This window comes from Lactobacillus kullabergensis (assembly GCF_003151025.1).
Lineage (GTDB): Bacteria > Bacillota > Bacilli > Lactobacillales > Lactobacillaceae > Lactobacillus > Lactobacillus kullabergensis.
Genome location: NZ_CP029477.1, coordinates 1070497 through 1084117, shown reverse-complemented (window position 1 = coordinate 1084117; position 13621 = coordinate 1070497). Strand labels below are relative to the sequence as shown.

Annotated in this window: 13 protein-coding genes; 11 read left to right on the top strand and 2 right to left on the bottom strand. The window is 34.3% G+C overall.

All coding sequences use genetic code 11. The features are described 5' to 3' along the window. Window positions 1-82 precede the first annotated feature (82 nt). On the top strand, window positions 83-631 hold the full coding sequence (gene citX / locus DKL58_RS05120) for a citrate lyase holo-[acyl-carrier protein] synthase (protein WP_109586339.1): 549 nt from the start codon (window positions 83-85) through the stop codon (window positions 629-631). A gap of 2 nt (window positions 632-633) precedes the next feature. Here citX and DKL58_RS05115 read toward each other — a convergent pair whose 3' ends face one another. Both DKL58_RS05115 and ybaK read right to left on the bottom strand, forming a co-directional pair. Next, window positions 634-1578: a sugar-binding transcriptional regulator gene (locus tag DKL58_RS05115; protein WP_109586338.1), complete on the bottom strand. Its 945-nt coding sequence runs from the start codon at window positions 1576-1578 to the stop codon at window positions 634-636. 125 nt (window positions 1579-1703) lie between these two features. Then, a complete protein-coding gene (gene ybaK / locus DKL58_RS05110) occupies window positions 1704-2204 on the bottom strand; it encodes a Cys-tRNA(Pro) deacylase (RefSeq protein ID WP_109586337.1) in 501 nt (166 codons plus the stop codon). 62 nt (window positions 2205-2266) lie between these two features. Between ybaK and prmA the strand changes: the two genes are divergently transcribed. From prmA to DKL58_RS05055, 10 genes are all read left to right on the top strand, one after another. After that, window positions 2267-3211, top strand: coding sequence for a 50S ribosomal protein L11 methyltransferase (gene prmA / locus DKL58_RS05105; protein WP_109586336.1), 945 nt, complete (start codon window positions 2267-2269; stop codon window positions 3209-3211). Window positions 3212-3629: 418 nt separating this feature from the next. Then, on the top strand, window positions 3630-5870 hold the full coding sequence (locus tag DKL58_RS05095) for a RelA/SpoT family protein (protein ID WP_109586334.1): 2241 nt from the start codon (window positions 3630-3632) through the stop codon (window positions 5868-5870). Then, entirely contained in the window at window positions 5870-6307 is a 438-nt protein-coding gene (gene dtd, locus DKL58_RS05090; protein ID WP_109586333.1) for a D-aminoacyl-tRNA deacylase, read from the top strand. The genes DKL58_RS05095 and dtd overlap by 1 nt, the downstream gene beginning before the upstream one ends. Window positions 6308-6577: 270 nt before the next feature. Further along, entirely contained in the window at window positions 6578-7864 is a 1287-nt protein-coding gene (hisS, locus tag DKL58_RS05085) for a histidine--tRNA ligase (RefSeq protein ID WP_109586332.1), read from the top strand. A gap of 2 nt (window positions 7865-7866) precedes the next feature. Continuing rightward, complete coding sequence (gene aspS, locus DKL58_RS05080) at window positions 7867-9717, top strand: aspartate--tRNA ligase (RefSeq protein WP_162542332.1); 1851 nt, start codon at window positions 7867-7869, stop codon at window positions 9715-9717. Between the two features lie 163 nt (window positions 9718-9880). Beyond that, entirely contained in the window at window positions 9881-11365 is a 1485-nt protein-coding gene (locus DKL58_RS05075) for a BglG family transcription antiterminator (protein WP_109586331.1), read from the top strand. Beyond that, window positions 11325-11789, top strand: a complete 465-nt coding sequence (locus tag DKL58_RS05070) for a PTS sugar transporter subunit IIA (protein WP_162542331.1) — start codon at window positions 11325-11327, stop codon at window positions 11787-11789. Before DKL58_RS05075 ends, DKL58_RS05070 begins: the two co-directional genes overlap by 41 nt. A gap of 78 nt (window positions 11790-11867) precedes the next feature. Next, entirely contained in the window at window positions 11868-12812 is a 945-nt protein-coding gene (locus DKL58_RS05065) for a ketose-bisphosphate aldolase (RefSeq protein ID WP_109586329.1), read from the top strand. 18 nt (window positions 12813-12830) lie between these two features. After that, window positions 12831-13286, top strand: coding sequence for a PTS sugar transporter subunit IIA (locus DKL58_RS05060; protein WP_109586328.1), 456 nt, complete (start codon window positions 12831-12833; stop codon window positions 13284-13286). A 15-nt stretch (window positions 13287-13301) separates the two neighbouring features. Further along, window positions 13302-13616, top strand: a complete 315-nt coding sequence (locus tag DKL58_RS05055; protein WP_045928133.1) for a PTS fructose transporter subunit IIB — start codon at window positions 13302-13304, stop codon at window positions 13614-13616. Window positions 13617-13621: the final 5 nt, after the last annotated feature.

The following is a 13621-nucleotide window of genomic DNA, read 5'->3' as shown; positions in this document are numbered from 1 at the left end:
TTATTTTTAAAAAAGTGTGAGAATGAGCTGGAACTTGTTCTCACATTTTTTAGTTATAATATAAAAAGAAGTGAATACCAGAATGATAAAATCAATTTTTGACAAGGGTCAGCCTCAGAGTATAGCTGAAGTACTGGAAAATAAAGATGAACGAGTCAAGCTTCAACAAGAAATTTTACAAAAGTTTCCAAAGATTACACTATTGGATGTTAAATTGAATATTCCTGGACCTATTAAAAACAATTGTTATTTAGAAAAAATATTTGCCGAAGGTATTTTTGATTTAGAAAAAATTTTTCAAAGCAGTGATTTGCCTTTTATTCTTTATGAACATTGGGAAAAAGTAACAGGTCCAGAAAATTTTTACCTTGTTAATAGTAACTACAGAGTTGTAAAAGAAAAAGCAGTTGAATTTGAAGATCACCAAAAACTAAATCGACTTTTTGATGCTGATGTGTTGATTAATAAGCAAAAACAGGCTATATCCCGCAAAGAATTGGGTATGCCTGTTCGCAGATGTTTTTTATGTTCAAGACCTGCAAAAGAATGTGCTCGTTCAAGAAGACATTCGGTCACAGATTTACAAAATTTTATCACTAATTTGTATAAGCAGGAGATATCCTCTGATTAAAACTAAAGAGTGTCATTCTTATGTAAAACTCTTTCGGCTATTCCACTAGTAGTAATCAAGTGAGTAATTACGCCTGTCCTTAACGCTCCCAAAAGAGCATCTTCTTTAAAACGATTTCTAACAATTACAAAGCGATCCGGAATTGCAAAAATATTAGAAAGGCTGATGCCAGATATATGTGGCTCAATAGGACTATAAAAACGTCCCTTAATATCATAAGGCCTGCCAAAAATAATTCCCGCTAATTGATTTTTCTCCAAACCTGCAAATAGTTTATCTGCATAATAATCCATAAAGAATTGGCCTGATTCTAACGACTGGAATGTTCCGATACTTGCAAATACTAGGTCGAGCTGTGAGAAGTATTTTTCTATATATTCATAATACGGTTCTTTATGAACCTTTTTTATTAAAGTGGGATCAATCGCATAAAGGGGAGCAGGAAAAGTTAGACATTTTGCGCTGAACTTATCTGCAGCATGTTGAATTAATGGCAGTTTACGCTTGCTTGCATTAACCACTTGACCTAACAACTGTACAAAAGTCAAATCATCACGCGTTTCTACTGAAAAATCATCAATGATGTCTCTTAAGAGAGTTCCCCAAGTTAAACCTATGACATGAGCGGAATTAATATAATTCTGTATTTGTTTAGCTGCAAAGTTAACAATCATTTCATTATCTTGATTTTTGGTTTCTTTATCTTCTAAGATATAAACTTCTTTTAAATCAAAGAGTCTTTGGAATTCACGCTCAAGTTTTTGTGCCCGTTTAGGACTTTGATAAATACTAATTTTCACAATTCCCTTATCTTCGGCTTCTTCTATTGCTTTAGCTATAAGATAGCGGGAGAGATTATACTTTTTCGAGATTTCTGCAATGTTTAGCTTGCTCAAAAAATAGTCGTGTGCGATGTTCGCAAGTTGTTCATCTGTTAACAATGTCATTTGTTTTTTCCTATTCTTTATACTTTTTATTTGTTTTAATTATATTAGAAAGAACGGTTTAATACTATAACTTAAGCAACTCTTTAGAAGAAAAATTTTCGGGATGCGAAATTTAAATTCTGCTTTTATTCCAGTAAATCACAAAATTTTGCATGTGTGATTTTTTGCAAATCTTGAGGATTTAAAAACACGCTCCGGCCAATTTTGCCACTGGAAACAGCAATTTCATTTTCTTTAATCATGCTATTATCAAGAAAAATAGGAAAATGATGTTTAAAATAGATGCCAATGGGAGTATTAGCCCCATGTACATAACCGGTAGTATTTTCTAAATCTTTCAGAGGCAACATTTCACATTTTTTATTACCGGAGTTTTTGGCAAGCTTTTTCATGCTCAAATGCTCGGTTACTGGTATTACCGCTACTAAAGTCGACGTCTTATTTCCACAGCACACCAAAGTTTTATAGACCAAATGTTCATTCTCGTTTAAAATGGATGTATCCATTTTTGCCACACCACCTGAGTCTTCACGTGTAGCAAACTCTGCTTGTCGATATAGTATTTTATTCCTATCTAATATTTTTTCGACGAGCGTCTTTTCAATCTTATTTTTCTTTTTTGACATAATGATCACCTTTTTAATGATAGCATTGATAAAAGGGAAAATAAAAGGGAGTTAAAAAAATAATGAAATTGTTAATTATTAAAATAGAAACTAGTCATGAAGTTGAAGATGCATTAAATATATATAGTCATGATGTACTAAAGTGTTTGGGCACTGAAACACGGAAACGTTCAGATTTTGAACAAGCTGGTTGGGAATCTGATTCAACAATTGTTAAACTTGACGAAATAAAAGACTTACCTGAAGATTTGGAATTTTTAGCATATTTTGATATGGTACAAGATCAGGCAGAATTAGTTAAAAAGTACCAAAAAAAACTGTCTGAATTAGAGGGTTACGGTTTGAAAATAGGTCAGGCTAAAGTGACTGCTTCTTATATCAAAGATGAAGACTGGAATACAGTGTGGCAAAAATTTTATCATCCAATTGATTTTTCCAGGCACTTGGCAATAGTACCTGAATGGGAAGAATATCAGCCAGCTTTTAAAGACCAAAACATAATCAAACTTGACCCAGGTTTGGCATTTGGAACTGGTTCACATAAGACTACTCAATTAGCACTGTTAGGACTGGAACAGATTTTAGTCAAACCAGAGACTGTTTGTGACGTTGGCACTGGCTCTGGAATTTTAGCTATTGCTTCATCTGTCTTAGGAGCAAGTTCAGTTTTAGCGACAGATATATCTGATGAGGCAATAACTGCTGCTAATGAAAATATATCTTTAAATAATTTAACTAATATAAAAGTGCAGAAGACGAACTTATTAAATCAAGTCAAAAGTAAATATGATATTATTGTAGCAAATATTTTAGCTGAAATTTTACTTGATTTGATTCCAGAATTGAATGAGCATTTAAACTCTAATGGAAAAGTGATTTTTTCTGGGATAGATTGTGACCAGATAGAAAAAATCAGGACAGCTTTAACTACCAATGGATTCCAAATTATATTATCAATGCAGCAGGGACGTTGGATTGGACTGATTATTGAAAGAAAAGATAACTAAAAAGAGTTATAATAGATAATTAAATTAGTAAGGAACTGACAAGTTGATTGATAAACTAAAAAATATTCCTTTTTTTAAAAAGTTAAATAGCTATAAGATAACACCAGTAATTTACTGGAGTATATTAGTCATGATTTTGCCGCTCTTATTTAGTCTGTTTTCAATAGGGACTATTTATCGTGTGGGTCTCTTATTTATAGTACTCAACAGCATAATCAGCTATCACATTGGCAAATTGATTAAAGCACTTAATTTAAGGCACTATTGGCTCTTGTTTATGCCAGGCTGTTTTTGCTTAATTGTTTTATTGAAATATGCTAATTATAACTTTTTGTTTGCGTTAATTTACCTGATTTTGGAAATATTTGGTCTAATGGATAATCAAATTTACGGATAGTGCTAGAAGGGGCGATATTCTATGTCAAAGTACATCGAAATGACACATGAACAGGTGATAGATACCTGTAAAAAATATATGAATGATGATCAAATTGCATTTGTTGAAAAAGCATATAAATTTGCTGCAAATGCCCATAAAGATCAAAAAAGAGCCTCCGGTCAGCCATATATCGTTCATCCTACCCAAGTTGCCGGTACTCTTGCAAAACTGAGTCTTGATCCGGATACAATTGCAGCAGGATTCCTACATGATACAGTAGAAGATACGCCAGTCACTAATGATGATATTAAGGAAAAATTTGGTAAAGATGTTGCTTTTATAGTTGATGGTGTCACTAAATTAAATAAATACCAGTATAAATCGCATCAAGAATTTTTGGCTGAAAATCACAGAAAAATGTTAATTGCAATGGCAAAAGATATTCGTGTGATTATGGTCAAATTAGCTGACAGACTGCATAATATGCATACTTTAGAGCATTTGCGCCCTGATAAGCAGCGCCGAATTGCATCTGAGACTATGGATATTTATGCTCCCTTAGCTGATCGTTTGGGTATCGGAACAATTAAATGGGAACTTGAAGATATGAGTTTTCATTATTTGAACCCCAAGGCATATTATCGCATTGTTAATCTAATGAGTCTTAAACGCAGCCAAAGGGAAAAATATATCCAAGATGCTATCAAGACACTTAAGGAAAGTTTGGATAGCCTGGGCATTAAGTACGAAATATATGGTCGGCCAAAGCATATTTATTCTATTTATAAAAAAATGGTCAACAAGCATAAAGATTTTAATGAAATTTATGACTTGTTGGCAGTACGCGTGATTGTTAAAACGGTTAAAGACTGTTATGCAGTTTTGGGAGCAGTTCATACTAAATGGAAACCAATGCCGGGCCGGTTCAAGGACTATATTGCTGTTCCCAAGGTCAATGGCTACCAGTCGCTTCATACCACTATTATTGGACCTGGTGGCAGACCTCTTGAAATACAAATCAGAACCGAACAAATGCATGAAATTGCTGAATACGGTGTGGCTGCTCACTGGGCATATAAGAGGGGAAATTTTAAAGGCGTAGAACAAACCAGTTCAAATGAAAAATTGGACATGGTCCGTGAAATTTTAGAATTAAAAGATGAAACTTCAGACGCTGATGAATTCATGAAAAGCGTTAAAAGCGAGATCTTCTCTGATCGCGTTTATGTTTTCACACCTAAAGGTGAGGTTTATGAACTGCCAAAAGGTTCAGTTACCTTAGATTTTGCTTATGAAATCCATACTCAAGTGGGTAGCCATGCAGTCGGAGCCAAAGTCAATGGTAAATTAGTACCTCTTGATTATAAACTGAAAAATGGTGATGTCATTGAAATAATGACGCAGTCGAATGCTACCCCTTCACGCGACTGGGTTGATTTAGTTAAGACCTCGCGCGCACGCAACAAAATTCGCCGGTACTTTAGAAATCTTGATCGTGACCATAGTATTGAACAGGGCGAGCAAATGGTTGCCGACAAACTGCGTGAGCAAGGACTTTCACCCAAAGTATTTATGTCTAAAGAACATATTGAACCACTATTAGAACAAATAAATTACCACACAGCAGATGAAATGTATGCTTCAATTGGTTTTGGTGATCTCTCTGCGATTGGCGTGGTGAATAGATTAACTGCGGATATACGGCACGAAAATGAAAAGAAAAAGCAACAGCAACTTGAAGAAGAAATTCTGAATTCAGGGCAAAAATCTGTTTCTGAAAATCCACCAAGTAAAAAAGATTCTAAGGCAATGAAGATCAAGCACAAAAATGGTGTCATGATACAAGGCATAAGTGACCTGATGCTTCATTTGGCCAAGTGCTGCAACCCAGTACCAGGAGACGAAATTGTCGGCTATGTTACTAAAGGTCGGGGCGTGACAATTCATCGAACAGATTGTCGCAACATTGTAAATAATGACGAAAGCAAGGGCAGACTGATCGAAGTTCAGTGGGAAAATGTTGAAGAAAACAGTGCTCAAGCATTTAATGCCAATATTGAAGTCTTCGGCTACAATCGTGGTAAATTACTTACAGATGTCATTACAAAATTGAACACACTAACCCCAAATATTAATAATATCTCAGGCAAAGTTAATGAAGATAATATTGCTCATATATATGCTACAGTGGCAGTCAAAAATTCAGCTCAATTAGATGGCATTTTGACCAAGTTAAGGGATATACCAGACGTATACCAGACGAGGAGGGCTGATAATTAATGCGAATTGTGATCCAAAGAGTAAACCGGGCTAGTGTTAAAATTGCGGGAAATACTGTAGGACAGATCCGTAAGGGTTTATTATTGCTCGTCGGGTTAAAAGAAGGCGATGAAGCTGAAGTCGTTAAAAAAGCCGCTGCTAAAATTGCCAAAATGCGTATTTTTGAAGATGAAAATGGTAAAACTAATTTAGCAATTAAAGATGTAGACGGACAGATTTTAAGTGTCAGTCAGTTTACATTGTTAGCAGATACCAAGAAAGGCAATCGACCAAGTTTTATTAAAGCTATGAGACCACCAAAATCAAAAAAGTTATGGGAACAGTTCAATAAAGAATTGGAGAAACTGGGTTTAACTGTAGAAACAGGTGAATTTGGTGCCGACATGCAGGTTGATTTAGAAAATGATGGACCTTTCACAATCGTGTTGGATCTGTAAATATCATGCGTAGTAGTACTACAGGTTGACTTTTAACTGTGAAAACTATATTCTAAAAAAGAATTATCAATGACAAAGACTGAAGTTTAGTATTTTTATTCAGAGACCGCCTGTTTTTGGTGAAAAGGTGGGAAAAAACTAACTGTGACCCCTTTACCAGATAATGATCGCCTCGCGAGCGTTATTCGCAGCAGGTAAAAGGTGGTACCGTGCTAAATCAGAGCGCCCTTGATTTATTCAAGGACGTTTTTTTATTAAAAGGATGATTAAATGAGAGTTCAAAGACCTAAAGGAACAGTTGACATTTTGCCAGATGAATCTGGATCATGGGAAAAGGTAGAACAAATTTTACGTGATTTTTTTAAACGAGCAAATTATCGCGAAATTCGGACACCCAGTTTTGAAAACTATAATGTTTTTTCGCGCTCGAGTGGTGAAACTTCTGATGTTGTTGAAAAAGAAATGTATGATTTTAATGATAAAGGTGGCAGACACATTGCCTTAAGACCTGAAGGGACAGCTGGAGTTGTGCGTGCTTACGTTGAAAATAAGCTTTATGCACCAGAAGTAGCGAAGCCTTTAAATGTTTATTATATTGAATCAACTTTTCGTTATGAAAGACCTCAAGCAGGTCGTCAACGTGAATTTCACCAAATTGGCATCGAGAGTTTTGGTTCTTCTAATCCATTAGCTGACGTAGAAACAATCGTCCTGGCTCATGATTTATTAGCCAAACTCGGTGTAAAAAATTATGAGTTACATATTAATACGCTGGGTAATGCACAAGTTCGTCAAGATTATCATGATGCGCTGGTCAATTATTTTAAGCCTGTCAGAGACCAGCTTTCTGATGACTCAAAAAGACGGTTAGAAAAGAATCCTTTGCGAATTTTAGATTCCAAAGATGAACAGGATAAGCAATTTTTGCCTAAAGCACCTAAAATAGTTGATTATTTGGATCAAAAATCAAAAGAAAATTTTGACCAAATTCTAAAGATACTGAACCAATTAAAAATTAATTATGTGATTGATAATGATTTGGTTCGCGGACTTGATTATTATACTGGTGTAATCTTTGAATTTATGGTAGAAGATAAAAGTATTTGGGAATCTGCATCTACAATTGTAGGTGGTGGTCGCTATGATAATTTAGTAGAGGAATTTGACGGACCAAGAACACCTGCAGTCGGTTTTGGTATAGGCGAAGAACGCTTGATGCTGGTTTTACAAAAACAAAATCCCGAACTTTTTAAAGATCAGGGTATTGATTTCTTTATTGCCAATATTGGTCAAGGAACCGAAGTAAAAACTGTCGAAATTGCTCGTTTGTTGCGTAAGCAAGGTTTAAAAGTTCAATATGATGTTGATCAAAAGAAGTTAAAAGCCCAATTTAAAAAAGCTGATAGAGCTAAAGCAAAATACGTTATTACTCTTGGCGATAAAGAATTAGCTGCCGAAGTTTTAAATGTTAAGAGACTTTCTGATGCTAAAACATTTAAGTTTAATTTCAACGATCTTGAAGATATGAATGCGGTAATGAAACAATTAAAGGAATAAAAATGGAAAAAATGGAAAAAAGAACTGACTATTGTGGTAATATCACATCAAAATTTATTAATCAGAGTGTAAATTTGTACGGCTGGGTACAACGTGTGCGAAATCTAGGTAATCTGGTGTTTATTGATTTACGCGATCGAGAAGGTCTTGTCCAAGTTGTAGTTAATCATGATTCAGGCCAAGAGTTAATGGCTATTGCAGATTCACTAGGAAATGAATATGTAATTCAGGTTAAAGGTAAAGTAGTTAAGCGTTCAAGTATTAATCCTGACATGAAAACGGGAGAAGTCGAAGTCGAGGCTAAAGAAATCAATGTGTTGAACAAAGCCAAGAATCCGCCGTTTGAAGTTAAAGATAATGTTGAAGTTGCCGAACAGACTCGGCTAAAGTATCGCTATTTGGATTTGCGTAGACCCAACTTGCAAAATGCTATCATTTTACGGTCAAAAATTTTACGAGCAACACATGAATTTTTTGATCAAAATGGTTTCATTGATATTGAAACACCAATTTTAGGAAAATCTTCACCCGAAGGTGCTCGTGATTATTTGGTACCGTCTAGAATTTATCCTGGCAGTTTTTACGCTCTGCCACAATCTCCCCAGCTTTTCAAGCAGCTATTGATGGGAGCAGGCTTTGATAAATATTATCAGTTAGCTAGATGCTTTAGAGACGAAGATTTGCGGGGTGACAGGCAACCTGAATTCACTCAGATTGATATGGAAACTTCTTTTACCGATGAGCAGCAGGTACAAGACTACACTGAAGGCTTGCTCAAGAAAATCATGAAAGACGTAATGGGAATTGATCTGAAAACTCCAATTGACCGCATTTCCTGGACAGATTCAATGAATAATTACGGAACAGATAAACCAGACACTCGTTTTGGCATGTTGATTCACGACTTAAGTCCAATCTTTAAGGATAGTGCTTTTAAAGTCTTCTCTGGTGCTATTGCCAATGGTGGCTTTGTTAAAGGGATTGCAGTTAAAGATGGTGCTCAAAAATTCTCTCGCAAACAAATTGAGAAAAAGCAGGACTATATTAAGCGCTACCATGCAAAAGGTTTGGCTTGGGTCAAATTTGAAGATGGTGAGTTCTCTGGTCCAATTTCTCGATTCTTAACTGATGAAAATAAAGCTTCTTTAATCAATGAATTTAACTTGCAAGGCGGCGAATTAGTCGTATTTATTGCGGATAAATGGAAAGTTTGCTGCGACTCGCTTGACCATTTGCGTCGTGAATTCGCTAAAGAAACAAATATTATTCCAAAACATGTATTTAACTTTGTCTGGGTGGTTGATTGGCCATTATTTGAATATGATGAAGGATTCGGTAGATGGATTGCAGCGCACCATCCATTCACTATGCCCGATAATGAAGGTATTAAATTATTGGATACTGAACCGCACAAGGCTCACGCTCGCAGCTATGATATTGTTATGAACGGTGATGAATTGGGTGGAGGTTCAATACGTATTCACAAGCGTTCAATTCAGGAAAAAATGTTTAAGGCACTCGGTTTTACCAAAAAACGTGCCTATGAACAATTTGGCTACCTTCTTGAAGCTTTGGATATGGGCTTTCCACCACATGCTGGACTTGCCATCGGGCTTGACCGTTTTGCAATGCTGCTTGCTGAAAAAGATAATATCCGTGATGTATTGGCATTCCCGAAAAATGCCAATGCTTCAGAACCAATGATGCATGCACCTGCTCCTGTATCTGAACAACAATTAACTGATTTGGGTATTGAGGTCGAAGATAAGTATCAAGACGATGTAGCCAAAATTGAAGCAAACTTGAAAGTACAAGCCGAAAAAGATGCTGCACAAAATACCAGTTGGGATTAGGAAAGTATAAAAGTATTTTTAACTAAAGCAAAAGAGCTGTGAAAATTATACACAGCTCTTTTGCTTTTTTATTTGTCCTCATTCAATTTTGATTGGGGACATTTTCTTATGATGTAGCGCTTACACAGACTTATATAATAAAAATGTCGGAAGGAGAAAAGAAATGGTTAAAGATTTGAATCAATCCATAATCAACTATTTAAAAGTAAATCATGGTTTCAATTCTTCGGCTAAAATTTCGCAAAAATTAAACGTCTCACGTAAAACGATAATTAGGAGGATCAATCAGTTAAATCAGAATTTTCCAGAAAAAATAATTATTTCTAAAAGAAGTAAGGGATTTGAATTAGTTTATCAAAATTATTTAAAGTACGAAAATAAAAAATCTGCTGCTTTTTCGGAAATCAATGAACGTCAAGAAAATATTTTAACCAGGCTCTTAATTGCATCTCCTAAAGCAGTTTCAATTACAGATATTATTAATAGTTTATATGTTAGTGAAGCAGTAATTCAAAATGATGAAAAAATGATTTCTGCAAAAATTAAAAGATGGAATCTGTCATTAATTCGCAAACAACGTTTTTTAAGCATCAAAGGAACAGAAAAAAATATTAGAAATGCCATGATTGAAGTAGTTTTACATGTTAACAATACAACAGAAATTAGTAGTTTGCGAAATAGTATTGGACAATATGATGACCAAGATTTTGACTTCGCCTTAGAACAATTAAAACTGGCAATGAAATCTCTAAATAACAATCTTCCTTATCCTTATAATATTAATTTTTTTACACATATTTATATTCTGTTAAGCAGAGCAAGAAAATTTAAATCAGTAAATTATTCAGTTGAGTCAAAGTCCAGCATAACAAGAAAATCAAAGGCAAATCCTGAAATTTTCAAGATTTGCCAGAAAATTATTAAAAATATTGAAAATTATTTAAATGTACAGCCATTATCTTTAGAAGTTGAAACTTACTACTTATTTGAATATCTAATTTCCTCTAGATTTAGTGAGAAAAAAAGTGAAATAACTTCTGATGATTATAAATTAGCAGAACGAGTTTCTCAAGAATACATTACATTGGTTTCACAATTTCTAAATACCGGTTTTAGCAAATATATACTGAATGATATTAAAAATCATATTTTTTCAATGATCATTCGATTAAAAATGCAAGTATCCTTACCAAATGCTTTATTAAATGATATTAAATTGGAATATGAGAAAGTTTTTGAAGCTTCTAAGTTAGCTTCAAAACAGGTGGAACGTGAATTTCACTTACCAGAAATTTCAGATAATGAAACAGGTTTTATATGCCTTTACTTCGTTAAATACATAGAAGCTCAACCACGTAGGAATAAAAGGGTACGTGTTTATATTATTTGTACAACAGGGATTGGTACTTCAGAAATAATTTCAACAAAAATAAGAAAATTAATGCCTGATTTAAAGGTCATAGGCTTAGGTTCCAACCTCGAGATAGAAGACATACTAAAAAAACATAAGAATATTGACTTGCTGATAAGCACAGTTCCATTATCGGTAAAAACCAATGTACCAGTTGAACTAGTTAGTGCTTTTTTAACAAAAGAAGATGAAAAAAATGTCAGACAAGCAGTCTACAGAATCCAAAAGCAGCGATGATTTTTTTATAAAAATAAATGTTGACCAAAAAATTACTAAAAAAGAACTTTTTTCTCTGATATCCAAAAGCGTTGCCAATCAAAAAAAATTATCACAAAAAGAAATTTTTAAAAGCTTGCAGGCCAGGGAACAGGTTAAAAACACTTCTTTTGGAAATGGTATTGCCTTTCCTCATATCATCTTAGAAGAAAATGTAATTCCTAATTTAATAATTTGTAAGTTAGCTCAGAAAATAGATGAATGGAAATGTCCAGATAGTACTGCTGTAGATACTTGTTTTATTTTATTGATTAGCCGTAAATCTCAAAAGAATAGTCCGAGAATCAAAAGATTGATCAAAATTTTCCGTAAATTTGCAGATAAAAACGTCATTTCCAAAATAAGTCAATGTCAAACAGCAGAAGAAATAGAAAAATACTTGTAAAGGAGGAAGATTATGAAAAGTGGACCATAAAAAGTTTGTTTTTCAGAAAATATAATTTATTAATTTTTGGAGGTAAAAATGGTTTTAGTAACAGGAAAAAGATTATTGGATGTAGCACATAAAAATCACTTTGCAATACCAGCTTACAACGCTGGATCTGGACAACTTTTTACAGCAACTCTGGAAAAGTGTATTGAAGATCAAACACCTTTTATAATGGCGATTCATCCCACCGAGCTGGCATTTTTGCGTGATAACTTTGTGGGGCAAGTTTTACAGGGCATTAATAAAACAGATTTGCCGATTGCTTTACATTTAGATCATGGTGCTAGTTATGAAGACTGCATTCATGCTATTCATCTTGGCTTTACCAGCGTTATGATTGATTGCTCTATGAAACCATATGATGAAAATATTGCCACCACTAAAAAGGTGGTTGAAGCAGCTCATGCTACTGGAATATCAGTTGAAGCTGAAATAGGAACAATAGCTGATACGGGTTATGATGTCAACGGCCATTTAACAAACGATGTACATTACACCACACCTGAAATGGCTAAGGACTTCGTTGAGAAAACAAATGTTGATTCTTTGGCAATTGCAATTGGTACTGCCCACGGTCTTTACCCTAAAGATGTACAGCCTAAATTGAAACCGGAAATTGCAAAACAAGTTTCAGAAGCTGTAGATGTACCATTAGTTTTGCACGGAGCTTCAAATAATCCTGACGATAAAATTCAAGAAGCAATTGACAATGGCATCAATAAAATAAACATTTCAAGTGATATCAAAATTGCGTTTGCAACTGGTTTGCGCCATTTGCTCGATAACAGTGATCCAAATGAAATGCGCGAGCCAAAATTAATGTTTCCAGAAGCAATGATTGAAGAACAAAAAGTTGTACATCATAAGAATGAACTCTGCAAGGCAACTAATAGAACCCATCTATATTTTGAACACGAAGAGCCAGTTGAAGTACCTTACAAAATCGAAAACTTCCAGACTGAAACATTTAAGGCATAAAAGTATTTGGTTTTACATATGGAAAATATTACTTCTGTTTTGGATCCTAAGGTTATAAAAATTGGGCTTAATGCTAAAAATAAATATGAAGTTATAGTGCAATTAGCAGAGTTGCTCAAAAATGCAAATTATATTGATAAAGTTGACCACTTTGTCCAAGATATTTATTTACGAGAAAAAGAAGGCTTAACCGGAATAGGTCAAGGAATAGCAATCCCTCATGGAAAAAGTGATGATGTCAAACGAATAGGTGTTGCTATTGGAATTTTGAAACATGGCATTGAATGGGAATCATTGGATAACGAGAAGATTAGAATAGTTATTTTGTTTGCTGTAAGCAATGATACCAATTCAGCAAAAAATCAATTAAAACTATTGTCAATATTTGCAGGGAGATTAGGACATAAGCAAGTTGTTGACAAATTGAAAAAAGCTGAAAGCATTCAGGAAGTGATTGATGCTTTTAAAGAATAAAGGAGATGTTTATGAATGAAAATTGTTGGCATAACAGCTTGTTCTGCGGGAATAGCTCACACTTATATTGCAAAAGAAAAATTGGAACAAGCTGCTAAAGATTGTGGAGACACAATTCATATTGAAACTCAGGGTACTATCGGTACTGAAGATGCACTGAAACCAGAAGATATTAAAGAAGCTGATGTTGTTTTACTAGCAGTTGATGTAAAAGTAACGGGAAGAGAAAGATTTAAGGGCAAAAAAATTGTCCAAATTTCAACAGATACTGCAATACAAAGTCCAAACAAATTAATGAAAAAATTGCATTCTGCATTAAATGTTAAATAGAGGTT

What these genes read in the sequence shown, in the direction of transcription:
- hisS (WP_109586332.1), top strand. Translation starts at nt 6,578, where the DNA reads ATGAGAGTTCAAAGACCTAAAGGAACAGTTGACATTTTGCCAGATGAA.
- DKL58_RS05060 (WP_109586328.1), top strand. Translation starts at nt 12,831, where the DNA reads ATGGAAAATATTACTTCTGTTTTGGATCCTAAGGTTATAAAAATTGGG.
- DKL58_RS05055 (WP_045928133.1), top strand. Translation starts at nt 13,302, where the DNA reads ATGAAAATTGTTGGCATAACAGCTTGTTCTGCGGGAATAGCTCACACT.
- DKL58_RS05115 (WP_109586338.1), bottom strand. Translation starts at nt 1,578, where the DNA reads ATGACATTGTTAACAGATGAACAACTTGCGAACATCGCACACGACTAT.
- prmA (WP_109586336.1), top strand. Translation starts at nt 2,267, where the DNA reads ATGAAATTGTTAATTATTAAAATAGAAACTAGTCATGAAGTTGAAGAT.
- aspS (WP_162542332.1), top strand. Translation starts at nt 7,867, where the DNA reads ATGGAAAAAATGGAAAAAAGAACTGACTATTGTGGTAATATCACATCA.
- ybaK (WP_109586337.1), bottom strand. Translation starts at nt 2,204, where the DNA reads ATGTCAAAAAAGAAAAATAAGATTGAAAAGACGCTCGTCGAAAAAATA.
- DKL58_RS05095 (WP_109586334.1), top strand. Translation starts at nt 3,630, where the DNA reads ATGTCAAAGTACATCGAAATGACACATGAACAGGTGATAGATACCTGT.
- DKL58_RS05065 (WP_109586329.1), top strand. Translation starts at nt 11,868, where the DNA reads ATGGTTTTAGTAACAGGAAAAAGATTATTGGATGTAGCACATAAAAAT.
- DKL58_RS05070 (WP_162542331.1), top strand. Translation starts at nt 11,325, where the DNA reads ATGTCAGACAAGCAGTCTACAGAATCCAAAAGCAGCGATGATTTTTTT.
- citX (WP_109586339.1), top strand. Translation starts at nt 83, where the DNA reads ATGATAAAATCAATTTTTGACAAGGGTCAGCCTCAGAGTATAGCTGAA.
- DKL58_RS05075 (WP_109586331.1), top strand. Translation starts at nt 9,881, where the DNA reads ATGGTTAAAGATTTGAATCAATCCATAATCAACTATTTAAAAGTAAAT.
- dtd (WP_109586333.1), top strand. Translation starts at nt 5,870, where the DNA reads ATGCGAATTGTGATCCAAAGAGTAAACCGGGCTAGTGTTAAAATTGCG.